24 protein-coding genes are annotated in these 25,548 nt (G+C 64.8%); 2 read left to right on the top strand and 22 right to left on the bottom strand.

What is annotated here, in order from left to right; genetic code table 11:
• Nucleotides 1–65: 65 nt before the first annotated feature.
• Together LV476_RS00630 and LV476_RS00625 are read right to left on the bottom strand one after the other, a co-directional pair.
• Nucleotides 66–512, bottom strand: a complete 447-nt coding sequence (locus LV476_RS00630; RefSeq protein ID WP_250072283.1) for a hypothetical protein — start codon at nt 510–512, stop codon at nt 66–68.
• Nucleotides 513–685: 173 nt separating this feature from the next.
• Nucleotides 686–3,166, bottom strand: coding sequence for a DNA internalization-related competence protein ComEC/Rec2 (locus LV476_RS00625; RefSeq protein WP_250072282.1), 2,481 nt, complete (start codon nt 3,164–3,166; stop codon nt 686–688).
• Nucleotides 3,167–3,275: 109 nt separating this feature from the next.
• Between LV476_RS00625 and gloB the strand changes: the two genes are divergently transcribed.
• Together gloB and LV476_RS00615 are read left to right on the top strand one after the other, a co-directional pair.
• A complete protein-coding gene (gene gloB, locus LV476_RS00620) occupies nt 3,276–4,073 on the top strand; it encodes a hydroxyacylglutathione hydrolase (RefSeq protein WP_250072281.1) in 798 nt (265 codons plus the stop codon).
• Between the two features lie 34 nt (nt 4,074–4,107).
• Nucleotides 4,108–5,649 (top strand): lytic transglycosylase, encoded by a 1,542-nt coding sequence (locus LV476_RS00615; protein WP_250072279.1) that lies wholly within the window; start codon nt 4,108–4,110, stop codon nt 5,647–5,649.
• A gap of 63 nt (nt 5,650–5,712) precedes the next feature.
• On the opposite strand, the gene LV476_RS00610 is transcribed toward LV476_RS00615, so the two are convergent.
• From LV476_RS00610 to LV476_RS00515, 20 genes are all read right to left on the bottom strand, one after another.
• On the bottom strand, nt 5,713–6,531 hold the full coding sequence (locus tag LV476_RS00610; RefSeq protein ID WP_250072277.1) for a TatD family hydrolase: 819 nt from the start codon (nt 6,529–6,531) through the stop codon (nt 5,713–5,715).
• 56 nt (nt 6,532–6,587) lie between these two features.
• Nucleotides 6,588–6,941 carry a PilZ domain-containing protein gene (locus LV476_RS00605; RefSeq protein ID WP_250072275.1) on the bottom strand — a complete coding sequence of 118 codons (354 nt, stop codon included), beginning with the start codon at nt 6,939–6,941 and terminating at the stop codon, nt 6,588–6,590.
• Nucleotides 6,942–7,057: 116 nt separating this feature from the next.
• Nucleotides 7,058–8,110 carry a hypothetical protein gene (locus LV476_RS00600; RefSeq protein ID WP_250072267.1) on the bottom strand — a complete coding sequence of 351 codons (1,053 nt, stop codon included), beginning with the start codon at nt 8,108–8,110 and terminating at the stop codon, nt 7,058–7,060.
• A complete protein-coding gene (tmk, locus tag LV476_RS00595) occupies nt 8,100–8,735 on the bottom strand; it encodes a dTMP kinase (protein ID WP_250072266.1) in 636 nt (211 codons plus the stop codon). The genes LV476_RS00600 and tmk overlap by 11 nt, the downstream gene beginning before the upstream one ends.
• Nucleotides 8,735–9,715 (bottom strand): endolytic transglycosylase MltG, encoded by a 981-nt coding sequence (mltG, locus tag LV476_RS00590; RefSeq protein WP_250072265.1) that lies wholly within the window; start codon nt 9,713–9,715, stop codon nt 8,735–8,737. The genes tmk and mltG overlap by 1 nt, the downstream gene beginning before the upstream one ends.
• Nucleotides 9,716–9,815: 100 nt before the next feature.
• Nucleotides 9,816–10,691 carry an aminotransferase class IV gene (locus LV476_RS00585; protein ID WP_250072264.1) on the bottom strand — a complete coding sequence of 292 codons (876 nt, stop codon included), beginning with the start codon at nt 10,689–10,691 and terminating at the stop codon, nt 9,816–9,818.
• A complete protein-coding gene (locus LV476_RS00580; protein ID WP_250072263.1) occupies nt 10,688–12,103 on the bottom strand; it encodes a chorismate-binding protein in 1,416 nt (471 codons plus the stop codon). Before LV476_RS00580 ends, LV476_RS00585 begins: the two co-directional genes overlap by 4 nt.
• 53 nt (nt 12,104–12,156) lie before the next feature.
• A complete protein-coding gene (gene fabF / locus LV476_RS00575) occupies nt 12,157–13,404 on the bottom strand; it encodes a beta-ketoacyl-ACP synthase II (RefSeq protein WP_250072262.1) in 1,248 nt (415 codons plus the stop codon).
• A 139-nt stretch (nt 13,405–13,543) separates the two neighbouring features.
• Entirely contained in the window at nt 13,544–13,783 is a 240-nt protein-coding gene (gene acpP / locus LV476_RS00570; protein ID WP_058575544.1) for an acyl carrier protein, read from the bottom strand.
• 162 nt (nt 13,784–13,945) lie between these two features.
• Complete coding sequence (gene fabG, locus LV476_RS00565; RefSeq protein WP_250072260.1) at nt 13,946–14,704, bottom strand: 3-oxoacyl-ACP reductase FabG; 759 nt, start codon at nt 14,702–14,704, stop codon at nt 13,946–13,948.
• Between the two features lie 61 nt (nt 14,705–14,765).
• Entirely contained in the window at nt 14,766–15,692 is a 927-nt protein-coding gene (gene fabD, locus LV476_RS00560; protein ID WP_284047377.1) for an ACP S-malonyltransferase, read from the bottom strand.
• Nucleotides 15,693–15,949: 257 nt separating this feature from the next.
• Complete coding sequence (gene flgL, locus LV476_RS00555) at nt 15,950–16,993, bottom strand: flagellar hook-associated protein FlgL (RefSeq protein ID WP_250072257.1); 1,044 nt, start codon at nt 16,991–16,993, stop codon at nt 15,950–15,952.
• Nucleotides 16,994–17,004: 11 nt separating this feature from the next.
• Nucleotides 17,005–18,726, bottom strand: a complete 1,722-nt coding sequence (gene flgK / locus LV476_RS00550) for a flagellar hook-associated protein FlgK (protein ID WP_250072255.1) — start codon at nt 18,724–18,726, stop codon at nt 17,005–17,007.
• A 74-nt stretch (nt 18,727–18,800) separates the two neighbouring features.
• Complete coding sequence (gene flgJ, locus LV476_RS00545; RefSeq protein WP_250072253.1) at nt 18,801–19,850, bottom strand: flagellar assembly peptidoglycan hydrolase FlgJ; 1,050 nt, start codon at nt 19,848–19,850, stop codon at nt 18,801–18,803.
• 9 nt (nt 19,851–19,859) lie between these two features.
• Nucleotides 19,860–20,945: a flagellar basal body P-ring protein FlgI gene (locus tag LV476_RS00540; protein WP_284047460.1), complete on the bottom strand. Its 1,086-nt coding sequence runs from the start codon at nt 20,943–20,945 to the stop codon at nt 19,860–19,862.
• A gap of 58 nt (nt 20,946–21,003) precedes the next feature.
• Nucleotides 21,004–21,696, bottom strand: coding sequence for a flagellar basal body L-ring protein FlgH (flgH, locus tag LV476_RS00535; protein ID WP_250072251.1), 693 nt, complete (start codon nt 21,694–21,696; stop codon nt 21,004–21,006).
• A gap of 40 nt (nt 21,697–21,736) precedes the next feature.
• Complete coding sequence (gene flgG, locus LV476_RS00530) at nt 21,737–22,525, bottom strand: flagellar basal-body rod protein FlgG (RefSeq protein WP_250072249.1); 789 nt, start codon at nt 22,523–22,525, stop codon at nt 21,737–21,739.
• A gap of 27 nt (nt 22,526–22,552) precedes the next feature.
• Nucleotides 22,553–23,296 carry a flagellar basal-body rod protein FlgF gene (gene flgF, locus LV476_RS00525; RefSeq protein WP_250072248.1) on the bottom strand — a complete coding sequence of 248 codons (744 nt, stop codon included), beginning with the start codon at nt 23,294–23,296 and terminating at the stop codon, nt 22,553–22,555.
• A 176-nt stretch (nt 23,297–23,472) separates the two neighbouring features.
• On the bottom strand, nt 23,473–24,825 hold the full coding sequence (gene flgE / locus LV476_RS00520) for a flagellar hook protein FlgE (protein WP_250072246.1): 1,353 nt from the start codon (nt 24,823–24,825) through the stop codon (nt 23,473–23,475).
• 15 nt (nt 24,826–24,840) lie between these two features.
• Complete coding sequence (locus LV476_RS00515) at nt 24,841–25,542, bottom strand: flagellar hook assembly protein FlgD (RefSeq protein WP_250072244.1); 702 nt, start codon at nt 25,540–25,542, stop codon at nt 24,841–24,843.
• Between the last annotated feature and the right edge of the window lie 6 nt (nt 25,543–25,548).

Raw genomic sequence — 25,548 nt, 5'->3', positions numbered from 1 at the left:
TGACGTTACCTGCGCCCATGCCGTTTTTCGTTGCTCGGACCATCAACCGGGACCAAGCCGTTTGCTCAGCCAGGGTCGGGGTATTCGCCCGGATCGAACTTCCGCTGGCGATTGATCTGCATGATCAGGACCAGCGCCTGCTGCGGATCGTCGCCTCGTTTCGCCTCGCCCGTCTTGGTCACCAGCCCCTCGAGGATCTGGCGGATACCGAGGCTCTCGTCGGAAAAACGCCGCATGAGTACCAGGCGATAACCGGGATGGGTCCAGCCCAGCGGCAGCTGGTCGGTGTAACGCGGCACGATCAGGGCCAGACGGTCCTTGGCGAAGAAATCCAGCCGCGCGTCATGGAGCACGCGAATGCCGCGTTCCTCCGGGTTTAGTACACGCACCTTTTCCGGACGGGTGGAACTCCCGTGACGGCTGTCGAGAGTCAGGTCATCCGCCCCGACTTCCTTCAGGTACTGCTCCGCGGCACGCATCTGCTCGTCGGAATATAGGCTACTGGACTTCATTCAGGCTGGCCGTCCTGTCTGTCGGCTGGCGCCTCCCTGCCCATTTACCGTCCATCCGTGACTCTTCGCGGCCCATAGTCGAACCCGGGCCACGACGTGCATCGTCTTCCCGAGGCCTCTTTCCTGCCCTCGGGGCTCACGGCACGTTAGCAGACAATCCCGTAAAAGCCCTATCACGGCTCCGAGGCGGCCAACCGCCAGGCGAATGGCCACGACGAACCCCGACTCGCCCCGACCTCGCCACTCACGATGCGCAAGGCGCCATGGCGATCGGTACGCCACACGGTTGCCCCGGCGGCCCGCCAGCGAGCGACCACCTCCGGCGACGGATGCCCCCAGCGGTTGAGAAATCCGGCGCTCACCAGTGCGTGGCGGGCGCCCGTCGCCTCGATGAATGCGGCGGTCGACGAGGTGGACGAGCCATGGTGCCCTGCCAGCACCACATCCGCGCGCAGATCGAATTGACGGCGAAGCCAGCTCTCCCCGGCAGACTCGGTGTCACCGGTCAACAGCAACGACGTCGTTCGACCCACCACCCGCAGCACACAGGAACGGTCGTTGGCCGAACCGAATGGAGGGCGGGCCAGTTCGAACCGCACTCCATCCCAGGTCCAGCCATCACCGTGACGACAGGGTGAACCAACCCCGGCCTCAAGCCCCTGTGCCGGACCGACCAGGCCGACCACCGCCGCCTCCGAAAACGTCGATCGCACCGCGGCCAGCCCACCGGCATGATCGCGGGCGTCGTGACTAATCACCACGCGATCCAGCTCGCCGATCCCCAGCGACCGCATCGCGGGCAAGACAATCGCTTCCCCGGTATCGAAGCGCCCGAAGCGGGGGCCGGCGTCATAGACAAGGGCATGGTTGGCCGTCCACACCAGCACGGCAAGCCCCTGGCCCACGTCAAGGACCGTTGCCTCGAACCGGCCAGCCTCAGGTCTAGACGGTCCAACTGCCACGGCCGGGACCAACAGCACCAGGGCCCACGCCCGGCCCGGGAAACGGCGCGGCAGCATCAACCAGACAAGGCCGATTGCCAGAAAGAACAGAGCCAATCCGTTCGGCGGCGCCCGGCTCGACTCGGGAAACACCGCCACCAGCCAGTCGAGCATCGCGAACAGCCCCGCCCCCAGCCAACCGATCAACCAGGCGATGCCTCCGCCCAGGGACAACGCGGCCGGCAACCCCGGCAGCGTTGCCAGCAGCGAGACCATCAGATCGGCGAGCGCCAGCGGGGTGATCAGCATGGACACGAGTGGCACCGCCACCAGGTTCGCCGGCAACGAGGCGAAGGCGATCCGGTCGAACAGCGCCCAGGTCAGCGGCAGGAGCCCCAGCGTCAGAAGCCACTGCAGGCGAAGCAGCTCCAGAGGACGCCACAGCGCCTCGCGACCGCGCACGAACACGATGATCAGCAACACCGCGGCAAACGATAGCCAGAACCCCATGTCCAGCGGCGCGAGCGGATCGATCGCGAGCACCAGCGCGAACGCCAAAAGCCAGAGGTCGCCCAGACGCCAACGCCGCTGCAGGAGCACCCCCAGCAGGAGCACAGTCAGCATCAGTGCCGCGCGCAGGGTGGGAATGGAAAGCCCGGCGATCAACGCATAGGCCCAGCCGGCCATAACGGCGGCCAGGGCCGCGACCCGCTGCGCCGGGACGCCGCCACTTACGGCCAGGCGCCCCCAGAGAGAGCGCACCAGCAGTGCCACCAGCGCGGCGATCATGCCGACATGCAGGCCGGAGATCGCCAGGAGGTGGTTGGTTCCCGACGCGAGCAACATCTCCCATTGCCGCTCCGTGAGTTCGCCCCGGTCGCCGAGCGCGAGTCCGTGGGCCAGCGCCGCACCGGCCGCCCGTGCCTGGCTTGCGAGACCGAACTCGTCGGCCTGACGGACGCTGGCGGCGAGACGCTCGCGGGCGAGGCTGCGCAATCGATCCATGCCGGCCTGCCACCCCGGGGCGGGCCCGAGCCCTACCGGCGGTTCGCGCAGGTAGCCGGTCGCGATGATCTGATGACGGAACAGCCACCGGCGATAATCGAACCCGCCGGGATTGACGTGACCGTGCAACGGCTTGAGTCGGGCGACCAGCCGATATTCGTGACCGGCAGCCAGCAGCCGGCGGGATGTCCCACGTTGGTAGTCGCTCAGCCGTAACCGACCCCCGACAAGCCTCTTCCCGCATACCTGCCGGGCCTGCGGATCGTGGCCATCCAGCGCGACCGCTCGAGTTACCGTCAGTCGAAAGCGTCGCCGATCGGGCGCCACGTCGACCAGCCCGACCACGCGCCCCTCGATCCGGCAGTCGACACGCTGATCGAAGACCGGTGTCTGCACGACCAGCGTTGCCGCGGCGCCCAGGCTGTGCGCCAGGCCGGCAACGACGGCCATCACGATGGCAATCCGCGAATGGCCAACCCGCCAGGCGGCCAGGGAGAGCAACGCGAGCACCAGAGGTAGGATCGGCGTGCCCGCCGCGAGCCATGCGGCCCCTAACGGCCCGATGCCGATCGATTCCGGCGATGATCGCCACGGCACGAACCACGCCATCAGGGTCGCCACCGCCCAGGCGAGCAGCAGCCAGCGCAGCGCCAGCGGCCGACGACCGCCCGTCGGCCGAGCGGGGCGGGGAGAAGAATGAATTTGCATGCAGCCGCGTCCTTGCAGCAGGGGTGATCCTCACGGCGGAGCGGGCTTGGTGACCCTCACGCAATCACGGGCATTCCTTGCCTCGGACCGACTGCGTTACCATGCCGCCATGAGCACTGTAACCGCCCCGACCATCCATTGCATTCCGATCCTCTCGGACAACTACGTCTGGCTGATCGAGGGTCTCGACGGCGCCACGGTGATCGTCGATGCCGGCGAGGCCACGCCGGTGATCGAAGCGATCGAGTCCCGCGGACTCCGCCCCGTGGCCACCCTGATCACCCACCATCACGGCGACCACGTCCAGGGGCTCTCCCGCCTTGTCGAGCAGTACTCGATACCGGCATACGGGCCGGACAGTTGCCGCCGGGCAGGAGTCGATCACGTCGTCGGCGAAGGCGATGCCTTCGAGATCACCGGCGTGGGCGAATTCGCCGCCATGGCAACGCCGGGGCACACGCAGGATCATCTCTCCTATGTCCTCGGCGAGCATGTCTTCTGCGGGGATACCCTGTTCACGGCGGGTTGCGGCCGACTGTTCGAGGGTACGGCCGCGCAGATGCTCCATTCGCTCGACCGCCTCGCGGCCCTGGGCGATGAGATGACCATCCACTGCGGGCACGAATACACCACCGACAGCCTGCGGTTCGCCGCCCATGCCGAACCGCAGAACGCGGACATCGCGGCCCGGGTGAAGGACGTGGAGGCCAAGCGTGCGGCCGGCGAGCCGACCGCGAGTGCCTCGATGGTGCTGGAAAAGAAAACCAACCCGTTCCTGCGGGTGCGCGAGCCGGTCCTGCGGCACGCGATCGAGGATTATGTCGGCGAACGCATCGAGGACGACATCGAGGCCTTTGCCCAACTTCGTCATTGGAAAGACGATTTCGACGGACTCGCCCGGTTGTAAACCCGACTGTCAACGCCAAGGAAGCCAGCCACTGATGCACCACCTGTTCCGTTCGCTCCACACCACCCTGCCGCGGCCCAGCCGGCCGGGCTGGACGCGGGGCCTTGCCCTGTCGCTGGCGGTCCTGTTGCTACACGGCTGTTCGTCCCTGGTGCCGCCGGACTCCCGCACCGCCGGCCAGGACCGCACCACACAGCCGGACTACTCCCCTCTGCCCGCCATCAGTCGGCCGGAGAGCGATAGCCATCTGGCCGCCGATCACGAGCATGATCTCTGGCGCGCCGTGGCGACGCGCTTCACGCTGCCGGTGCCGGACAACGCCCGGGTTGACGCCGAGCTGCGGCGCTATGCCCGGCACCCGGACTACCTGCGCAAGGTCAGCGAGCGGGCGGAACCCTATCTCTACATGATCGTCGAGAAGCTCGAAGCGGCGAACCTGCCGCTCGAGCTGACGCTCCTGCCGATCGTCGAAAGCGCCTATTTGCCGCAGGCCCTGTCATCGAGTTCCGCGGCTGGCATCTGGCAGTTCATTCCCTCGACCGGCACCTACTTCGGTCTGGAGCGCGACACGTTCTACGACGGTCGGCGCGACATCGAGGCATCGACCGACGCGGCAGTGACCTACTTCAGCCAGCTGCGCGGCATGTTCGATGACGACTGGCCGACCGTCATCGCCGCCTACAACGGCGGTCAGGGCACCCTGCTCAACGCCATCCGCGAGAACCAGCGCCGTGGGCGGTCGACCGACTTCTGGAGCCTCAAGCAGCTGCGCAAGGAAACGCGGGACTACCCGGCGCGATTCTTTGCCCTGGTGAAGATCTTCTCCAACCCCAAAAAATACGGTTTCAACCCCCATCCGATCGAGAATCGCCCTGCCCTGGCGCAGATCGAACTGGACAAGTCGGTCAACCTGGTCGAGCTGGCCAACCTCACCGGGATGGACCACAAGGCGCTCTACCGGCTCAACCCCGGCTTCGGGCGCTCGATCACCGGCGACAAGCCGCGGCAGCTGTTGGTCCCGCACGAGGCCCGCGGCCGATTCGACGTGGAAACGCTGACTTCCGCAGCCAGTGCCGCGGAGGACTGGCAGCGCTATACCTTCGAACGGGGCGACAGCTTCTACCGCGTCGCCCGGCGCTATGGTAGCTCTGTCGACGAGCTGCTCGCCATCAACCGTCGCCAGTCGGCCCTCGCTCGTCCCGGCGAGGTGATCCTGGTGCCCGCCGGCCGCGTCGACCAGGCCATTGCATCCGGCAACGCCCAAACCTACACGGTCCGGCCGGGTGATTCCCTCTGGGCCATCTCCCGCAAGCACGACATCAAGCTCGCCGAGCTGCGCCGCATGAACCACTACGGCGACAATCCGGTGTTGAGACCGGGCGACAAGGTGGTCGTCGGCGTGAAGAGCAAGACCGCGCCGGACGGTGGCTCGAAGTACGTGGTCCAGCCCGGCGACACCCTCTGGCAGCTGGCGCGCCGCTTCTCGATGACGGTCGACGAGTTGACCAACCTGAACCAGATCGGGCGGAACGCCACCCTCAAGCCCGGCCAGGAGCTGGTCGTCGCCAGCAACTGACCACAAAAAACGGGGCCGATTGGCCCCGTTTTCGATGCTGCCCTCCGCTTGACCGCCGGGCGATCAGATACCCAGCCAGCGAGCGGCATTTTCCTGTGTACGCGCTGCCATCTCCGGCAGGCTCTCACCGCGCACGTCGGCCAGCACCTCGGCAACATGGCGCACGCGGATCGGATTGTTCGGCTTGCCTCGGTACGGCACGGGCGAAAGATAGGGCGAGTCGGTCTCGATCAGCAGGCGATCGCCGGGCACTTTCTGCGCCACCTCGCGCAGGGAGGCGGCGTTCTTGAAGGTCACGATCCCGGAGAAGGAGATATAGAAGCCCAGATCGAGCGCCCGACGGGCCGTATCCCAGTCCTCGGCGAAGCAGTGCATCACCCCGCCGCACTCCTCGGCATGCTCGCGCTCGAGCACGTCCATGGTGTCGTTGGGCGCCCCGCGGGTATGGATGATCACCGGTTTGCCGACCGCCTTCGCCGCCTCGATGTGCTCGACAAAACGGTCATGCTGCCAGCGCTCGCCCTCCTCGCAGTGAAAATAGTCGAGCCCCGTCTCACCCACCGCGACGATCGAATCGGCATATCGATCCTCGCGGATGGCTCGCACCAGCTCCTCGGCCGGAATCACCGCGCCGGCATCGTCGGTCGGGTGCAGCCCGTAGGAAAGAAACACCTCCGGGCGCTCCGCGCCTCGGTCGGGGTTGCTGGCGAGATACGGCGAGACCAGGTCGGTCATCGACGGCCAGGTCGAGGGCTTGATGGAGACGCAGAGCATCCTGGTGACCGACTCCAGCCAGGCGGTGTGCATGAAGCGGTCGAAATCGTTGTCGAAGGCGTCGAGTTCCACCCGATCGAGGTGGCAGTGCGAATCGAACAGTTGCATGTCGCTCCGGAGTTTGGGGAAAGGCGCGCCGCCGCCACGTGCAGCCCGCCTGGTATTTACATGGTGTAGGTGGGAGTTTCCTTCTCCAGCGCCCCGGCAAGGTAGGTCTCGATCTGCTGACGCGTGCGTCCCTGATCCATGCGACCGAACTGCACGCCGATGCCGGCGATCTTGCCGCTCTGCGCCCCCTGCGGCGTGATCCAGACAACCTTGGAGGCAACCGCCAGTCGCTCGGCGCTACCCATCAGCGTCAGGGTCAGGAAGATTTCCTTGCCCATGGGGATGTGCGTGTGTCCCGGGATGAACAGGCCACCGTTTTTCACGAACGGCATATAGGACTTGTAGAGCGTGTCCTTGTCCGGGATGTTGTGGTGGATCATGCCTCCACCCAGGCCGCCTCCTGCTGCCATGGCACGCTACCTCGTAACGGTTTGCCGAAGAAGATTCCGACCGCCCCCTGGATGCGAGGCCGCCGGATAAGCGCCTAGTCTAACGGCATTGTCGGCCGCGTCGAAGCGCGGAACGTTCAGCCGGCCGGATCGAGACGTCGCGGCAGGCGCGGATCGACGAGATCCAGCGCCAGCTGTTCGATCGACAACTCCGGATGGAGAGGGTGACCGGCCTCCCGGGCAAACCGGATCAGGCGGGTCTGGACTGCCAGCCAGTGCTCAGCGGTATGTGCGGCGGCCAAACGGGCGATGGGAGCCTCGAGCGCACCCGGCAGGGCCTCCTCGCCCAGCCCCGCCTGTCGTCGGGCGACTGCCGGCCACAGCCGTAGGAGCCAGCGGGCCAGCACCGGCCGGGGCGTGGCCAGCCACGGGGCCAGCGGAGCAAGCGGCGTCCCACGCTCCTCGGCAAGACTCACCCAGGCCTCGGTCACCGCCTGCCAGTCGAAGGTCGGCTGGTTGCCGTCGACCAAAGTCGGATCGTCGATAAAGGCCAGCATCTCGGCCCGCTCGGAATCGCACCCGGCTGTCTGCTGCCACCACCGCGCCTGTTCCTCCGGCCGCGGCTCGCGCAGGCGCAGGCGCTGCAGACGTGAACGAATCGTGGGCAGCAGACGGTCCACCTGCTCGACCGTGCAGAGGAACTGCATTGAGTCGGGCGGTTCCTCCAGGAGCTTCAGCAAAGCGTTGCCCGAGGCGCGGTTGAGCCGTTCGATCCGCTCGATCAGCACCAGGCGCATGCGACCGTAACGCGTGAGGAACGCGCCATCGATCAACCCACGGATCGCATCCACGGGAATATCGCGGTGCTCGGCATCATCGGCCAGCCGCTGGACGTCCGGGAAACTGCCCTGCTCGGCCTGTCGACAGGCCGGGCACTGACCGCAGGGCCAGCCCTGGTCGGGGGCATGGCAGATCAGGCGCCGGGCGAGTGTCTCCAGCAGCGCGGTCATCGGTGCCCCGAGTCGACCGTGCAGCAAGAGACCGTGGGGCAGCCGCCCTCCCTCGATCATCCGGTCCAGACGTCCCCAGGCCTCGTTCAGCCAGCCCGCTTGCCGGATGGTGGCCGGGTCACTGCCCAGCCGCTGCTCGGCCAGCCCCGCGATCGCCTGATCCTGCGTGTCACCCGCCATGACAGGCCTCCAGTGCCGATTCGACCGCCGCCTGCACCTCGGCCAGCGGCCGGGTGGCGTCGATGCGCTGCACACGCTCCGATTCGTGCTGAGCAAGCGCCTCGAAACCGCCACGCACCCGCTCGAAGAAGTCGAGCGCCTCCTGCTCGAAGCGGTCGGCGGCCTCGCGCGCCGCGGCCCGCTCCAGCCCCAGCGCCACCGGCACGTCGAGCCACAGGGTCAGGCCGGGATTGCAGTCGGGATGGGCGATATCCGCGAGTTGCTCGATCATATCCATGGACACCCCCCGACCCGCGCCCTGGTAGGCACGGGTCGAATCGGTGAAGCGATCGCAGATCACCACCTTGCCCTCGGCCAGCGCCGGGCGGATGACGCGCTCGACGTGCTGGGCACGGGCAGCGAACATCAACAATAGCTCGGTGGACGGGGCGACGGGCTCGTCGCGTACCGCCTTGAGCACGCTGCGCAGTTCCTCGGCCAACGGGGTGCCGCCCGGCTCGCGGGTGCAGACCACGTCCTGCCCTCGGGCCTCGAACCAGTCACGGGCGAAGGCCATCGCGGTCGACTTGCCGGCCCCCTCGAGCCCTTCCAGGGTAATGAATCGCGCATTCGTGGCTGCGGGCATCAGTTCGCCTCCGCCTCGCGCTTGTGGTCACGCCAGCGCGAGACCGCGCGGTTGTGTTCCTTCAATGTCCGCGAGAACGTATGCCCGCCGGTGCCGTCGGCAACGAAGTACAGCGCCTTGGTCTCCTCCGGCCGGGTCGCCGCCCGCAGTGAGGCGGCCGATGGCAGTGCGATCGGCGTAGGCGGCAGACCATCACGAGTGTAGGTGTTGTAGGGCGTGTCCTCGCGGAGGTGGCGGGTATAGAGACGCCCCTCGTAGGCATCACCCATGCCGTAGATCACGGTCGGGTCGGTCTGCAGACGCATGCCGCGTTCGAGCCGATTGACGAATACCCCCGCGATCTGACCACGCTCGTCGGGAACGGCGGTTTCCTTCTCGATCAGGGAAGCCAGAATCAGGGCCTCGTAGGGCGAGTCGATCGGCAGATCGTCGGCCCGACCGGCCCAAGCGGCATCCAGCTCCTCGCGCATGTGGCGATACGCGCGCCGCAGCAGCGCCACATCGGTGGTCCCTGACGGATAGTGATAGGTGGTGGGGAACAGCCACCCCTCGAGATGGTCGACCGGCAGGTCCAGCGCCTCGATCACTGCTTTGGGGGTCATCGAATCGAGGGTCCGGCGCACCTTCGGCGCCTTGGCCAGCTGGGCGAGAAACTCGCTCGCCCTCACCCCTTCCGGCACGGTAAAGCGGTACTCGATGACGTCGCCGGCAACCATCCGGTCAAGCAGTGAGGGCAGGCGTTCACCAGCACGGATTTCGTATTCACCGGCCTGGATCTGGCGGGCCTGACCGCGAAAGCGGGCGGTCCAGTAGATCACCCGAGCGGGCAGGGCCGGCCGCGTTTCGTGGAGAGTGGCCGCGACATCGCGCATCGACTCGCCCGGCTCGATCTGCACGGTCGTGTCTTGCTCTGCCAGGGGTATCTGCCAGTAGTGATAAGCCAGGGCCGCCACCGCGAGGACCACGGCCGCCCATCCCATACTCAACATCCAGATCAGGAAAACTCCGACCGCTCGCCGCATCCGCCACTCCAAGAGATTGTGGAATCTATGATTAAACCCGATCGTTCGTCTGAGCCCGTCATAGGCTGCCCGAAACCCCTTCGCGCCGAGCCGTTCGCCCCCAGCAGGTAGTGTTCAAGGCATCGGTCAGGGAGTCGGGCCAAGGGCGTTCCGCCTCCGTGCTCGCCGGTTGCCAGAAACCGTCGACTGCTGTCAGCGACGCGTCCGGCACATCCGCGCTCCCGAGCGTGCGACCCAGCAGCCTTTCGATAGGCCGCCAGGCCGACAGGGCGTTGCTGAGAAACGCCGCATCGGCCAGCGCCAGTCGTCCGACAGCGCAGGGGGTAATGCGCGCATCCAGCGCCTCGATCAGCCAAGCACGCCGCGTGCCCGCTATCGCCCCATCCACCAGCGGCGGGGTGTGCCAGCGACCGCCCTCACGCCAGAACAGGTTGCTCATGGTACCGGAAACCACCCGCCCCTCGTCGTCAGTCATCAGCGCCTCGCGGCGCTCGTCGGGCAGTGCCTCCTGCGCCAGTACCTGAACGAGGCGATTGAGGTGTTTCAGACCACGCAGCCGGCCCGACCCGGCCATTACCACCGGTGAGAGATCTACCGCCAACGTGCCGGGCGGCTCGGGTGGCAGCGAGCCGAAGCTCGCGAGAATTCTCGGTTCCGGGTGCCTGGGGCGACGGTAGCCACGTGGCCCCGCCCCTGCAGTGACCACGAGCTTGCAGACACCCGTGGCCTCCCCCTCCCCGACGGCCTCGTCGATTGCCGCCATGATCGAGTCGAACTCCGGCTCGGGCAACCCCAGCCGTGCCAGGCCAACACGCAAGCGAGTCATGTGCTCCGCCAGCGCCACCGGTCGGCCATGACGAACGAACAGCGTCTCGAACAGGCCGTCACCAAAGGCGAGCCCGCGATCGAGTCCGGAGACGACGCCTGCGCTCATTCGATGGGCACCCCGGCCGCGAGTGCCGATTCCCCGCCAAGCGCGTCGAGCACACCGCGGGCCTTCTGGTAGGTCTCGTCCAGTTCGCGCGCGGGGTCGGAGTCGGCGACAATGCCGCCGCCGGTGCGGAACTGACCGCGACCGTCCGGCGCGAGGAACACGCTACGAATGAGGATGTTGCTGTCCATCGGGCCATGATTGCTCAGATACCCGAGGCTGCCGGTGTAGGGGCCGCGTCCGGTCTCTTCGAGCTCGGCGAGTATCTCCATGCAACGGACCTTGGGGCAGCCCGTGATGGTCCCGCCGGGAAAGCATGCGGCCAGGGCGGCAAGCGGCGAGGTGCTCGCCGGCAGCCGACCCCCGATATTCGAAACCAGATGATGCACGTGGGCGTAGGACTCGACCACCATCAGCTCGTCGACCGACACCGAGCCCGGCTCGCAGACCCGACCGAGATCGTTGCGCTCCAGATCGATCAGCATGACGTGCTCGGCGCGCTCCTTGGGATGCCCCTGCAATTGCTCGACCAGCTCGCGGTCGCGCGTCGGGTCGGCATCACGCCGTCGGGTGCCCGCGATCGGGCGCGTCTCCGCCCGTCCGCCGGCCACCCGCAACAGGCGTTCGGGCGAGGAACTCAGGATCTCGCCCTCCGGTTGCCGGTACCAGGCGGCGAAGGGGGCCGGGTTGCGCCGACAGAGCGACTGATAGACGGCACTCGAAGGTACGTCGTCGGCCAGCCGGAAGTCCCAGGCATGCGAGAGGTTGGCCTGGAAGATGTCACCGGCGAACAGGTAGTCGCGGACGCGCTGGACCCGTTCGCGGTGCGGCATTCCTTCGGGGGCACGCAGTTCGGCCAGTTCGACGGCCCGAGGGGGCGACGCGGCTGCCGATTCTCGGGCGGTCAGCAGATGCCGGGCCAACCGCACGCCCGCCTCAGACCGATCGTGCACCACCACGTCCTCGCCCCGCTCGTGATCTCGGATCAGCGCCGCCGGGTGGTATTCGGCCACCGCCTGCGGGAAGCCGCTCTCCTGGCCGAGCGCGAAGGCCGGGAGGTCGAGCGTCGGCTCGATCTCGCCGGCCATCTCGTAAGCAAGGAAGAAGCTCCAGCCGCCGACAAACGGGAAGTCGGTCGGCAGATCATGCTCGGCCAGCCGTCGCATCCAGTCATTTCGATCGTCGGGACGTCGGGAGACGGCCTCCTGCCAGCGCGGCAGGAAGGGGGTGTCATCGTCGGCCGACTTGACCAGCCGTTCGGTGGGCGCGGCGAACAGGATCGACCAGCGGCTTAGCGGGCCGCCCGCCGTGACACTCTCGAACAGGTGGCTGCCGGCCGAGCCGGCAGCCAGAAGCAGCTCGGCCAGCTCCGGCCCGGCACCCGACAGTCGGGTGATGGCAGGAAGGTCACTCACCGAAGCTCAGGCCGGAGCAAGAGGCCGGCATGTCGAGCGCGGCCCGGTGACCATCAGTCGACCGAGCGACCGAAGAGTAGCGTGCCGTTCGTGCCGCCGAAGCCGAAGGAATTGGACATGGCCACCTCGAAGCCCTCGACGCGGCGCGCCTCGTGGGGCACGAAATCGAGGTCGCAATCCTCGGAGGGATTGTCGAGGTTGATGGTTGGCGGCAGCACCTGGTCACGCAGCGCAAGCACCGAGAATACGGCCTCGATGCCACCGGCAGCGCCCAGCAGGTGACCGGTCATCGACTTGGTCGAACTGACCGGGCATTTGACCGGCTCGTTACCGAACAACGCCTTGATCGCATGCACCTCGGTGCCGTCGCCGGCCGGGGTCGAGGTGCCATGAGCGTTGATGTAGTCGATCTCGGTCGGCTTGAGGTCGGCGTCCTTGAGAGCCGCTTCCATGCAACGGCGCGCGCCGTTACCGTCGGTAGCCGGCAGGGTCATGTGATAGGCGTCCGAGCTCATGCCGAAGCCCTTGATCTCGCCGTAGATATGGGCACCGCGGGCCTGTGCATGCTCGAGTGATTCGAGCACCATCACGCCGGCACCCTCCCCCAGGACGAAACCGTCCCGATCACGATCCCAGGGACGCGACGCCCGCTCGGGATCGTCGTTGCGAGTGGACAGGGCTCGAGCCGAGGCGAACCCGGCCACACCCAGCGGCGAGATCGCGCCCTCGGTACCACCGGCAACCATCACGTCGGCATCGCCGTAGGCGATCAAACGGGCGGCCTGGCCGATGCTGTGCGTGCCCGACGTACAGGCAGTCACCGTGGCGAGGTTCGGACCACGGAAGCCATAACGGATCGACAGCTGGCCGGAGGCCATGTTGATGATCGCGCCGGGGACGAAGAACGGCGAGACGCGTCGCGGCCCTTGGTTCTCCAAGGCGAGTGCATTGCGCTCGATGCCGCCCAGCCCGCCGATGCCGGAACCGATGAAGGTACCCACCCGGTCGAGGTCGAGCGAGTCGCTCATCAACTGCGCATCCTCGATCGCCTCGATGGAGGCACTCAGCGCGTAGTGGATGAACGGCTCCATCTTCTTGACGTCCTTGGCGGGCAGGAACGTCGTCGGATCGAAGTCCTTGACGGTGGCGGCGAACTTGACCGCCATCTTGTCAGTGTCGAAACGGTCGATGGGCGCAGCGCCCGACCGGCCAGCCAGGATGCCGTCCCAGGAATCCTTGACGTTGTTCCCCAGCGGGGTCACCAGCCCGAGGCCGGTGATCACGACGCGTCGTTTGCTCATGATGCTCTTTCCAGTTCGGTTGGTGACGACCACCAAGTAAAAAACCGCGATCGACCTTCCATCCAGAAGGCCGAAACACGGTTTTCAGTTCGCAAGCCCGGACATCAGTTCGGGGCCTGCGAAGCGCACAAGGGCCGAATCAGGCGTCCTTGTGGTTGTTGACGTAGTCGATGGCCTGCTGAACGGTGGTGATCTTCTCGGCTTCCTCGTCCGGGATCTCGCACTCGAACTCTTCTTCCAGCGCCATGACCAGCTCCACGGTATCGAGGGAATCCGCGCCGAGGTCGTCAACGAATGAAGCTTCATTGGTGACTTCTTCTTCCTTGACGCCCAACTGCTCAACAACAATCTTCTTGACGCGTTCTTCAACGGTGCTCATTCGTATCGAACCTCTTCTGGTACAAACACTGTTCAATTAAACGTTTTGGCCCGGCTAGTCCGGGCCAACACTGACCGGCATTCTATTGAAAACCGCCCGGCAGGCCAAATAAAAATGCCCTGCCACTTATCGCCCGCCCAAAGGCGCTCCGGCCGGGGTTCGTTAGCCCATGTACATGCCGCCGTTGACGTGAATCGTCTGGCCGTTGATGTAACCGGCCTCCGGGGCAGCGAGGAAACGCACCGCCGAGGCGATTTCCTCAGGCTGACCGAGGCGGCCGTTGGGGATGTTGCCCAGCAGCGCTTCCTTCTGTTTCTCCGGCAGGTCGCGGGTCATATCAGTTTCGATAAAGCCCGGGGCGACCACGTTGACGGTCACACCACGTGGACCGATCTCGCGGGCCAGCGACTTGGAGAAGCCCATGATGCCGGCCTTCGCTGCCGCGTAGTTGGTCTGCCCGGCATTGCCCATCGCGCCGACTACCGAGGCGATCGAGATGATGCGACCCCACCGCGCCTTGGCCATCGAGCGCATCACCTTCTGCGACAGGCGGAACACGGAGGTCAGGTTGGTCTGGATGATCGCGTCCCAGTCGTCTTCCTTCATCCGCATCAGCAGCGTGTCGCGGGTAATGCCGGCGTTGTTGACCAGCACGGCGATCGGACCGAAGCGCGACTCGATCTCCTTGATCACCGCGTCAACCTGATCGCCCTGGGTCACGTCCAGCGCCATGCCGGCACCCTGGTCACCCAGACGCTCGCTGATGGCAGCGGCGCCCTTCTCGGAGGTAGCCGTGCCGATCACCGTCGCCCCGGCGGCGACCAGCGCATCGGCAATGGCGGCACCGATACCGCGGGAGGCGCCGGTAACCAGCGCGACGCGCCCTTCCAGATTGGCAAATTGGCTCGCTTGTTCGGACATGGGATGTTTCCTCGAATTGGGTTCGTCGTGGTCCTTGTGACTTGCAGCACGGCCCGGCGGCTTATTCGGTGCCGAGCGCCTTTTCCAGCGTGGCCTGGTCGAACACGGGCTTCGCACCCATGCCACGGTCGATGCGACGGGCCAGACCGGTCAGCACCTTGCCCGGGCCGAATTCGACCTGGTCACCGGCGCCCATGGCCTGCATCGCCTGAACGCAGGCGACCCACTGCACCGGACGGAACAGCTGCTCGACCAGCGCGGTGGCAATCGCCTCGGGATTCTCGTGGGTCAGTGCATCGACGTTGTGGATCACCGGCACACGCGGCGGGCGGATCGATACCTGGGCGATCTCTCCGCGCAACTGCTCGCCCGCCTCGCGCATCAGCGACGAGTGCGACGGCACGCTTACCGGCAGGAGCACGAAGCGCTTGGCGCCCTCGTCGCTGGCGATGGCCTCGGCCCGCTCGACCGCGGCGCGGTCGCCGGCGATCACCACCTGGCCTGGGGCATTGAAATTGACGGCCTCGCAGACGTCGCCGTCGGCGGCCTTCTCGCAGACACCACGCACCGCGTCGTCCTCAAGGCCCAGCACGGCAGCCATCGCGCCCTGCCCTTCGGCAACCGCCGACTGCATCAGCTGGCCGCGGCGCGCCACCAGGGCGACGGCGGCCTCGAAATCGATCGACTCGGCGGCGACGAGCGCCGCGTACTCGCCGAGACTGTGACCGGCCAGCGCAGCGGGCGTGGCGCCGTCGTTGTGACGCCAGATCTGCCAGGCCGCGACATCGGCCGCCAGCATGGCCGGCTGCGTGCGTTCGGTCTGATTGAGGTCGGTGGCTTCACCCTCGGCGACCAGCGACCAGAGGTCGTAACCGAGCACGTCGCTGGCACGATCGAAGACCGCCTGCGCGATGTCCTCGTGTTCACCCCAGCCGCTAGCCATGCCGATGGATTGGGAACCCTGCCCCGGAAACACCCCTGCAATCATGTTCACGCCTCGCCGATTAAAAACGGCCGCGATCGTATCACAGCCGCCTTGGCGCGCTGACCCCGCACCTTGACGTCAACGCATCGCAGGGGGTCAGGAATCCATGCGGGGTGTCCGATCGATGGGTCCGGATAACACCAACCCTGGAGGCGGGCGTCATCACCGCGACCCGGGACGGAGGAACAAAGGAGGGAGGAAACGCCAGCCCGGGCCGCGACCAGTTATCCCGCGGGTCCACGCGAGAGGTGCAGCTCGGATCAGATGTTATTGAAGAGCGAAAGCCCCTGAATCTTCACCATGCTCTTCTGGGTGGCCTGCAGGTTGTAGTGGTTCTCGTTCAAACGGGTGATGGCCTCGGCCATGTCGGTATCGCGCAGACCGGACACCACCTGCTCATTGGCAAGCTTCCATGCCCCCTGATCGCTCTTCATCCGATCGAGAATATTGAGGTCATTACCCATCTCACCCCGAGCGACGACCACCTGCTCGAGCAAGACATCCACGTCCTGCTGGCTGGCCGAGTAGAACTCGGTTACATCCGCACCGCTACTCTCAATGGCGTCATGGTTATCGATCGCCCACTTCAGACCGTCGATAATTTGGAGCGCTGATCGAGGGTCGGCCTCGTCATCAGCAAGATCAACATTCGTAATGTCATACGTGGGGTCGAAAGGAAATTCCGCCGGAAGACTGCTGTTGGTTTGCAGATCAGACGGATAAATATTCTCGTCACCCGGAGTTACCGTGAAAATGTCGGTGGCGACCCGCTGGGTCGTGACCTGCTGGTTTTCACCGACATCCACCTTCACTTCGGCAGTCGGGGCAGCACCAGCGACAAACTGGTCCTGACCAGTCTTCTCGTCAAAAGGCTGACTGTTCGCGCGGGTCCCCGCAAAGACATACTCACCACGCTCGTCGCGCGCATTGATCTGCTCGGTGAGTGCCTCGCGCAGTTGCGAAAGTTCGTTGCTCAGCGCCTTGCGCGAGGTGGCATCCTGAAGAATGCTGCCAGTCTCGAGCGAAATCTCCCGTACGCGTTGGAGAATATCGGTGCTGGCCGCCAGCCGGGTTTCCTGCGAGCGGATCTTGCCATCGGCTAGATCGTTGTTGCGCAGGAACTGCTCCACCCGCTCCTGCTGGCTGCTCAGCTGGCTTACACGCGAGAAAGCGACCGGATCGTCGTCCGCTGATCGCAGCTTCACACCGGTCGCAATGTCAGTCTGCGCCCGAAGCATTTCCGACTGCTGGCGCTGCAGGTTCTGCAGGCCGGACTGGAAGATCATGGAAGTGGAAACACGCATCAGGTCACTCCTCAGCGAACGGCATTGAGAACCGACTGGAACAACTCACCAGCGATCGAGATACTGCGGGCCAGCGCCTGGTACTGCTGCTGGTACTGCAGAAGCTTGGCCGCCTCTTCATCCAGATTCACACCGGAAACCGACTGCTTGCGGGCTTCAAGGTTGTCCAGAGCCGCGCGGGCTGATTCGCCCTGCAACTCGGCTGTGCGGGCAACCGAGCCTGCCTGACTGACGGCAGAAGACAATGAGCCGGCGATGGTCTCGCCATCGAGGGCATCGGGGTCAGCCGAAGCACCGAAATCGGAAGTCGACTGCCCGACCACTCCTTGATTACCCATCTCGGTAATCTTCTGGATATTCGTGTTATCTCGCGATCCGGCGCTGACCGAATCACCGTTTGAATCCACAACAGAGCCAGCCGCGGCGACTTCAGCTGGACCAAGGTCAGTCGTCGTAATTCGACCGGCGACACCAAGACCAGCATCGATGAACAACCGATCCCCGGTTTTAGCCCCCGCGCTGTCAAAGTCGATCGACATGCCGGGAATGTCAGTGGTCACCGAGGTGCTTGTGGGATCGACAGTCGTGGAAGCGCCAGAGCCGTCTTCTTTCGTAATCTTCCAGACAGATCCATCGAAGCGAGCTACGTAACGCCCGCTTTCTAGCAAAGTCGCATCAGTGATGGCGACATCCGCACCTGCGGCCCCCTCATTCCCTGGACTAGCGATGACGCTGCCACCCATCAGATCATTATTTGGGTCGCCTTGTCCGACGTTGAACAAAGCCTTACCCGGATCACCATTCAGATCGAACCCATCCTTCTGAATCGCGTTCACTTCTTGGGCGACCACCATCGCCGTGCGCCCCAGTTCACTGCGCAACGGCTGAATCAAGGTTTCCTGCGCCTCGATCATGCCGCCCAGATCCCCACCGGTAACGCGATGAGTGATCGACTGGCCATCAATCGAAACCTGCAGGCCACCGGGCGCGTTGGTGGTCGTCAACTGACTGGCCATGTTGGCCGTCACCAGCGGCTGACCGGTTCCTACCGCCAGGTTGAGCGATCCTGCCCCATCATCAACCACGCGAACATTGATTCGCTCGGCAATGTCGGTGATCAGTTTGTCACGCCGATCCAACAGATCGTTCGGCAAGGCATTGGGGTCCTGCGCATAGGCCGTGGTGATCTTGTCGTTAAGATCCGCAACCTCATTGGCAAACGTGTTGATTTCTCGCGAGATAGCCTCTGCCTGCTGACCGATCCCCTGATCGAGCTGGGCCAATTGGGCATCGACCCGATTGAAGTGGTCGGCGAGCGCGCCAGCCTGATTCAGGAAGGCCTGCCGCGACGTGATGTCGGTCGGGTTGGAAGCCACATCGCCCGCAGCGTTGAAGAACGCATCCGTGCTTGCCGCAATACCCGTCTCGGTATCGCCGAGCACGCCGGTGACCTGGCTAGCAAAGTTCTCGATATAGGACAGACGGCTGCTGTCGCTGGTGGCGTCACGCAATTGGCTCTCGACGAACTGGTCGAAAGAGCGCGTGATGCTGTCGACCTTCGTGCCCGTACCGATGTAACCATTGCCCATGAACTGCGGCACCTGCGCACTCATGCTGACGCGCTGGCGCGAGTAGCCCTCGGTATTGGCATTAGAGACATTGTGCCCGGTCGTCGTCAGTGCACGCTGCACCGCGAGCAGGCCGCTGACCGAGTTACTTAGAATGTCCGCCATGGTGAGACCTCGAAGGGTTTACTGCCGACCGTATCGGCCGGAAAACGAAAAACTTTAGCTGCGGGCGCCGGCACTCAGACCACGTCCTTCAGGGCCGGCGAGTTCATAATCGAGATCAGCTTGTCGGCGTACTTCGGGTCGGTGGCGTAGCCGGCCTGCTGCAGCTCGCGGGCAAACTGTTCGGGATCATTGCGTGCCTCAAGAGCCTTGCCGTAGCGCGGGTTGTCCTGGATGAAACGGGCGAAGTCGTTGAACGATCCGGCCATGGAGTCGTACTCGCGGAAGGCCGCCTGACGGCGCACCAGGCTGCCCGATTCGAACTCGAGCGTGCCGTGCACCTGGCGCTCGCCGTCCCAGCCTCGGTCGGCCTTGATGCCGAAGAAGTTGTGGCTCGCCCGACCACTGTCGTCGTGCGGGACATGCTTGCCCCAACCGGTCTCCAGCGCCGACTGCGCCACCAGCACCTTGGGCGAGACACCCAGCTTGTCGGCCGCCTCGCGGGCGTGCGGCAGGATCGCCTCGACGAACTGTTCCGGCGATTCCCAGTACGCCGGCTGTCGCGAAGTCGGCTCGCTGGGTGCGGACTGGCCCGCCGACTGGATGGCCGCCAGACGCTCCTTGGTCGGCCCCGCCTGCTCGAGCTTGTCGCCCTCGGCCTTAGCGGCGTCCTTGCCGTCTTCCTGCTTCATCCACGCATGCGGCCGCAGGGTCCACTCGGAGGCATCCGGCAGCGGATACGCCCGTGCTTCGCTCGCCGTGGTCATGCCCTCCGCCTGCCGCTCGAGCGGGTAGCCGCCCTCCGGCGTCGGCTTTGCCTCACTGGTGGTCTTCGCAAGCTGACGCTCGATCATCTCGGCCAGACCGATACCGCCTGCCCGACTCGAGAGCTTCTGCGCGATCTCCTGATCGAACATGCCCTCGAAGGTCTTCATCTGGTCGCTGTTGAACAGGCCGTCGCGCGGTGTGGCCTCGCGCATCGACTGCAGCATCATCTTGACGAACTGCGTCTCGAACTGGGAGGCGACCGTCTTTAACGCCTGAGCCGGGTCCTTGCCAGCCTGCGACTTGAGCTGGTTCAGCCCCTGGAAGTCGGTATAGGAACGAATCTGTGCCGGATCGACCATCACGCCACCTCAAATCACGATCAGCTGGGCCTTGAGCGCCCCGGCGCGCTTGAGCGCCTGCAGGATCGCCACCAGGTCCGAAGGCGAGGCACCCACGGCATTGACCGCCTGCACGATATCGTTGAGCTTCACGCCCGGATCGAACAGGAACGCGCGGCTGTTTTCCTCCTGGACCGCGACGTTCGAGTCCGGCGTGACGACCGTCTCGCCCTGACTGAACGGCGCGGGCTGCGACACGTTGAGGCTCTCGTCCACGGTCACGGTCAGGTTGCCGTGAGAGACGGCGGCCGCCTCGATGGTGACGTTCTGGCCGATCACCACCGTGCCGCTGCGCGAGTTGACCACCACGCGCGCCGGGCCATCCCCCGGTTCGACGTTCACATTCTCGAGCACCGACATGAAACCGACGCGCTGGTCCGGCGCATCCGGCGCACGCACCTTGACCGTGCCGCCGTCGACGGCCTGCGCCACCCCGCCGCCGAGCGCATCGTTGATGGCCTTTTCCATCCGCCGAGCGGTGGTGAAGTCGGGCTCGTGCAGGTTGAGGAACACGGCGCCCGCGCCGCCCATCTTGCTCGGCACGCTGCGCTCGACTGTCGCCCCGTTCGGGATCCGGCCAGCCGTGGGAATGTTGACGGTCACCCGCGAGCCATCACGCCCAGAGGCATCCAGCCCGCCGACGACCAGGCTGCCCTGCGCGACGGCGTAGATGTTGTCGTCCGCGCCCTTGAGCGGCGTCATCAGAAGCTCGCCCCCGCGGAGACTGTCGGCATTGCCCATCGAGGACACGGTCACGTCGATGGTCTGCCCCGGCTTGGCGAACGGCGGCAAGGTCGCGGTGACCATGACGGCGGCAACGTTGGCCAGCTGGACATTGCCGCCATCGGGCGACAGTCCCTGGCGCTCGAGCATGTTCTGGATGCTCTGGCGGGTGAACGGCACCTGCGTGGTCTGATCGCCAGTACCGGCGAGACCCACCACGATGCCGTAGCCGACCAGCTGGTTGTCGCGAACCCCGGCGAAGCTGGCCACGTCCTTGATCCGCTCGGCCCCGGCCTGCGGCGCCCAAGCGATGCCAGCGGCCACCAGAACCATGGGCAACAGACCGAAGAGAAATGCGCGTGCGTGCTTGATCATCGTCATGCCACCGACCTCAGAACGGGAACACCGGGCTGTTGAAGAAGCGGGCCATCCAGCCCATGTTGTTCGACTCGTTGATCACGCCCTCGCCGCCGTAGGCGATCTTGGCGTTGGCAACACGCGTGGACATGACCGTGTTGTCCGGCGCGATGTCCTGCGGGCGCACCATGCCGGCAAGCTTGATGAACTCGCTGCCCTGATTGATGCCGATCCACTTCTGGCCGCGGATCACGAGATTGCCGTTCGACAGCACCCGCGAGACGGTGACGGTGATCTGGCCGTTGAGCGTGTTCTGCTGGCTGCTTTCGCCGTCACCGGCGAAGTCGCGCTCGCCGGCGATCTGGGCGTTGAGTCGCTCGACCAGCGGGCCGCTGAGACCCAGCACGTTCGGCGGGGTGATCCCCACTTCCTGGCTCTTGCCGGTGGAAGTCTGGGCACTCTTCGAGGCCTGCATCCGCTCTTCCAAAATGACCGTCAGGATGTCGCCCACCCGGTAGGGCCGGGCATCGGCGAACATGTTGTCCACCTGCCCCGTCTGGAAGATGGCGCCGTTGCTCTGCACCGGATTGTGCTGGGACGGCTCCGGCGGCATGGCGGCATCGAACTGCGGATCGGGCTTGATCGGCGGCTGGCTGGCACAGCCGGCCAGCAGCGCCAGCCCGACGAGGGCCGTTACCCGGAAAAGGCGGTGGATTGACGGTTTCATGAGGCGCCTCCGGCGTGAGCCGCGCGGGAAAAATGGGTCATCAGACGTTCTGGTTCAGGTACTGGAGCATGCCGTCAGTGGTCGAGATGGCCTTGGAGTTCATCTCGTAGGAACGCTGGGTCTCGATCATGCTGACCAGCTCCTCAACCACGTTGACGTTGGAGCTTTCCAGCGCGCCCTGCTGGATCGCGCCCAGGCCATTCAGCCCCGGGGTGTCGAGCTGCGGTGCGCCGCTGGCACCGGATTCGACGAACAGGTTGTTGCCGATCGGCTGCAGGCCCGCCGGGTTGACGAAGTCCGCCAGCTGGAGGCTGCCGAGCTGGACCGGTTGCGCCTGGCCGGCCAGCTGGGCGCTGACCGTGCCGTCCTGGCCGATCGTGATCGAGATCGCGCCCTGCGGCACGTTGATCGCCGGCTGGACCGGCTGACCGTTGGCGGTCACCAGCTGGCCGTCGCTGTTGAGCGAGAAGTCGCCGTCACGCGTGTAGGCGAGGTTGCCGTCCGGCTGCAACACCTGGAAGAAGCCACGACCGTTGATGGCCATATCCAGCGCGTTGTCCGTCTGCTGGATATTGCCCTGGCTGTGCTGCTTCTCGGTTGCGACGACGCGGACACCCGTACCCACGTTCAGGCCCGTGGGCACTTCGTCCTGCTGGTTGTTGGCCGCGCCGACCTGGCGGTAGTTCTGGTAGATCAGGTCCTCGAACACCGCCCGGTCGCGCTTGAAGCCCGTGGTGTTGACGTTGGCGAGGTTGTTGGAAATCACCGACATGCGCGTCTGCTGCGCGTCCAGGCCGGTCTTTGCTGTCCAGAGTGCGGGTGTGGTCATGGTGTTTCTCCCCTAACTGGTAACGGGTTAACCGAGGCGCATGAGACGATCGGCAGCCTCGCCGTTTTCCTCGGCGGTGCGGATCATGCGGCTCTGTGTTTCGAACATGCGGCCGTACTCGATCATGTTGACCATGGCTTCGACGGCGTTGACGTTGCTGCCCTCGAGCACGCCGCTGGCAATCTGCACGGCGGCATCCGCCTGCGGTTCCTCGACGCCGGGCCGCAGCGAGAAGCGCCCGTCGGGGGCCTTCTGCAGGTCGGCCTGGGCCGGATTGACCAGTCGGATGCGGTCGACCATTGCCGGCTGATTCGCCTGGCCGCCGACCGGAATGATGCTGATGCTGCCGTCGGCGTGGATGTCGATCTTCTCCGCCGGCGGGATGGCGATCGGGCCCTGGTTGCCCATCACGGGATCGCCCTGACCCGTTTGCAGCTGACCGTTGGCGGTCAGGTGCAGGTCGCCGCGCCGGGTGTAGGCGACCCGGCCGTCCGGCGCCTCGACGGCGATGAATCCCTCCCCCTTGACCGCGACATCGAGCTCGCGACCGGTGGTCTGCAACGGGCCGGCCGAAAAATCGGCACCCTTGCCCTGCGCCTCGGTATAAGCGCGCGAAGCCTGCCCCGGGCCGTAAACCGGCAGACTGGCAAAGGCATCGATATCCGCCTTGAAGCCCTGGGTGTTCACGTTCGCCAAATTATTGGCGTTGGTGGCCTGGGCCCGCATGGTCTGCGACGCACCGCTCATGGCGATGTAAGCCAGACGATCCATCTCGCACCTCCAACAATTCACTGATTCGATTCGGGGAAAGCCCCGGATGCCCTGCTTTAATGCAGGAGGTGTGCCAGATCAGGAATGGCAGAGAAAAATTGGCATGGCGCGGCCTTTCGGCAGGCACAAAAAAAGCGGGCCCGATGGCCCGCTTTCGCGTTTACGGCGATGCGTCGTTAGCGAATGCCGATGATCGTGTCGCTCAAGGCCTTGTTGGCCTCGATCGCCCGTGAGTTGGCCTGGAAGTTCCGCTGCGCGGTGATCAGGTTGACCAGCTCGGCGGTGAGATCGACGTTGGACGTCTCAAGCGCCCCGCCCTGAATGGCCCCAAAGGTGCCCGTCCCCGCTTCGCCTGCAAGTGGCTCGCCGGAGTCGACTGTCTCGATCCATTGGTTATTACCGACCTGCTTCAAGGCCTGGGGATTGCGGAAATCAACCAAAGCGACCTTCCCTAACGCCTGATTCTGACCGTTGCTGTAGCTGGCACGGATCAAGCCATCACTGCCCACGGACACGCCCGTCAATTGGCCGGTGGTATAACCATCCTGACCTTGATCACCGATATTGAATCCTGCCGCGTACTGCGTGGAGTTGCGTGAAATCCGCATTTGCACTGACAAATCCTCGGCCCCAGTACCGGGAGATGCCAAGGTGAGGGTTGGATTCTCAGGATCCATAGACGTACCGGGCACACCTGAACCATAACTGAGCAGATTCCCGTCAGCATCTGTAAGGCTACCGTTGCCATCAAACCTGAGCATTTGATAACCGACTGTCACGTCGGCAGTAGAATCGCCATCGGTATCAATACCGTGTGTGTTACTACCAAAGTTGACGGGGTCCTCGTTGTCGAACTGATAGTAAACCCTCCAAGTATTATCTTGCCCCGCGTCTTTCACAAAGTAAGAAGTAAGAGTGTGCGGATTCCCCAGAGAGTCAAAAACACGTTGGGAATTTGCCTGAGTATATGTCTCCGGATCATTCCAATTAAACGCACTGACAGGAAGCCCTTCGGCTTCTGAAGGCAGATTGAACAACTGAGTTGCGGTTGTGGTTGCCCGAGGCTCGCCCGCTTCAGCAGGCAATCTCACCGGATCAGCCGTAGCCAGTGACGTCGAAACCGAGTTGCCCTCAGCATCCGTCGGCAAGCCCTTCAGAAACTCTCCGGCCTGGTTCACAAGATAACCATCCTTGTTGACACCGAGAGCGCCCGCTCGACTGAATACTGACTCAGCCGAGTCCAGCGACGGCTGGAAGGCAAAAAAGCCCTCACCCGAAATCGCCAGATCCAGAGACCGATCGGTGAAATCGAGATTCCCTTGCGTGAACTGCTGGGTGACTGCCTGGTTGATGACGCCCTGCCCCACCGAAGTTTTGCTATTGCCGAACGCGCTGACGGCATAGATATCGCCGAATTCCGCCCGCGACTTCTTGAAGCCGGTGGACTTGGCATTGGCAATGTTATTGCTCGTCACGTTCAGGTCTTTCTGCGCGGCGTTCAGGCCGCTAATGGAGGTGTTGAACGACATGCTGCGTCCTCCGGTTTAATTAATGATTTCAACGATATCCGACAGCTTGACCGACGACAAACCATCGAGATTCAACTCCGGACCATTCTTGGTCACGCCCACACTGCTGATGACCGCCCCGACGTAGGTCTGGGGTGCCTGCCCCTTGCCGTCGACCGTGGCGCTCGCATTCACCGTGTAATTTCCCTCGGGCGCCATGCGCCCATCCTTTAACCGGCCATCCCAGGAAAAGGTCGCCCGGTCGGAGCCTTCTGCCGGCACATCGATCGTCCGTACGACCTGCCCGGTGGCGTTGGTGATGTCCACTCTCACCTCGGATGCACCCGTCGGCACGTCCACTGCGCCGAGGATCCCCGACGGAGCCTTGCTGCCGTCCGCCTGGGTCATGTGGTAGAGCTGCGCGGTATCGCCCTTGACGATGGCCGCCTTGCCCACCAGTGAGGAGGCCTGCATCACCTGGTTGGACTGCACGGACGACTGGAATCCCGAGACGGTCTCGTTCAGATCCTGAATGCCCTGCAGCGAACTGAATTGCGCCATCTGGGCCACGAACTGGGTATTGTCCATGGGCTTCATCGGATCCTGGTTCTGCATCTGCGTGGTCAGCAGTTTCAGGAAGTCCGTCTGGTCGAGGCTCTGCTTGTTCTCGCCCTTGCTGCCCTTCGCAGAGGCGAGCCCAAGGCCGGCATAGATATCGCTGTTTACGGAACTGGCCATGTCATA

The organism is Guyparkeria hydrothermalis, assembly GCF_023555385.1.
Lineage (GTDB): Bacteria > Pseudomonadota > Gammaproteobacteria > Halothiobacillales > Halothiobacillaceae > Guyparkeria > Guyparkeria hydrothermalis_A.
This window is presented reverse-complemented; position numbering and strand designations above follow the sequence as displayed.

Excerpts from the sequence above, each read along its gene's own strand:
- LV476_RS00630 (WP_250072283.1), bottom strand. The coding sequence starts at position 512 with ATGAAGTCCAGTAGCCTATATTCCGACGAGCAGATGCGTGCCGCGGAG.
- LV476_RS00625 (WP_250072282.1), bottom strand. The coding sequence starts at position 3,166 with ATGCAAATTCATTCTTCTCCCCGCCCCGCTCGGCCGACGGGCGGTCGT.
- gloB (WP_250072281.1), top strand. The coding sequence starts at position 3,276 with ATGAGCACTGTAACCGCCCCGACCATCCATTGCATTCCGATCCTCTCG.
- LV476_RS00615 (WP_250072279.1), top strand. The coding sequence starts at position 4,108 with ATGCACCACCTGTTCCGTTCGCTCCACACCACCCTGCCGCGGCCCAGC.
- LV476_RS00610 (WP_250072277.1), bottom strand. The coding sequence starts at position 6,531 with ATGCAACTGTTCGATTCGCACTGCCACCTCGATCGGGTGGAACTCGAC.
- LV476_RS00605 (WP_250072275.1), bottom strand. The coding sequence starts at position 6,941 with ATGGCAGCAGGAGGCGGCCTGGGTGGAGGCATGATCCACCACAACATC.
- LV476_RS00600 (WP_250072267.1), bottom strand. The coding sequence starts at position 8,110 with ATGGCGGGTGACACGCAGGATCAGGCGATCGCGGGGCTGGCCGAGCAG.
- tmk (WP_250072266.1), bottom strand. The coding sequence starts at position 8,735 with ATGCCCGCAGCCACGAATGCGCGATTCATTACCCTGGAAGGGCTCGAG.
- mltG (WP_250072265.1), bottom strand. The coding sequence starts at position 9,715 with ATGGGATGGGCGGCCGTGGTCCTCGCGGTGGCGGCCCTGGCTTATCAC.
- LV476_RS00585 (WP_250072264.1), bottom strand. The coding sequence starts at position 10,691 with ATGAGCGCAGGCGTCGTCTCCGGACTCGATCGCGGGCTCGCCTTTGGT.
- fabF (WP_250072262.1), bottom strand. The coding sequence starts at position 13,404 with ATGAGCAAACGACGCGTCGTGATCACCGGCCTCGGGCTGGTGACCCCG.
- acpP (WP_058575544.1), bottom strand. The coding sequence starts at position 13,783 with ATGAGCACCGTTGAAGAACGCGTCAAGAAGATTGTTGTTGAGCAGTTG.
- fabG (WP_250072260.1), bottom strand. The coding sequence starts at position 14,704 with ATGTCCGAACAAGCGAGCCAATTTGCCAATCTGGAAGGGCGCGTCGCG.
- fabD (WP_284047377.1), bottom strand. The coding sequence starts at position 15,692 with ATGATTGCAGGGGTGTTTCCGGGGCAGGGTTCCCAATCCATCGGCATG.
- flgL (WP_250072257.1), bottom strand. The coding sequence starts at position 16,993 with ATGCGTGTTTCCACTTCCATGATCTTCCAGTCCGGCCTGCAGAACCTG.
- flgK (WP_250072255.1), bottom strand. The coding sequence starts at position 18,726 with ATGGCGGACATTCTAAGTAACTCGGTCAGCGGCCTGCTCGCGGTGCAG.
- flgJ (WP_250072253.1), bottom strand. The coding sequence starts at position 19,850 with ATGGTCGATCCGGCACAGATTCGTTCCTATACCGACTTCCAGGGGCTG.
- LV476_RS00540 (WP_284047460.1), bottom strand. The coding sequence starts at position 20,945 with ATGGTTCTGGTGGCCGCTGGCATCGCTTGGGCGCCGCAGGCCGGGGCC.
- flgH (WP_250072251.1), bottom strand. The coding sequence starts at position 21,696 with ATGAAACCGTCAATCCACCGCCTTTTCCGGGTAACGGCCCTCGTCGGG.
- flgG (WP_250072249.1), bottom strand. The coding sequence starts at position 22,525 with ATGACCACACCCGCACTCTGGACAGCAAAGACCGGCCTGGACGCGCAG.
- flgF (WP_250072248.1), bottom strand. The coding sequence starts at position 23,296 with ATGGATCGTCTGGCTTACATCGCCATGAGCGGTGCGTCGCAGACCATG.
- flgE (WP_250072246.1), bottom strand. The coding sequence starts at position 24,825 with ATGTCGTTCAACACCTCCATTAGCGGCCTGAACGCCGCGCAGAAAGAC.
- LV476_RS00515 (WP_250072244.1), bottom strand. The coding sequence starts at position 25,542 with ATGGCCAGTTCCGTAAACAGCGATATCTATGCCGGCCTTGGGCTCGCC.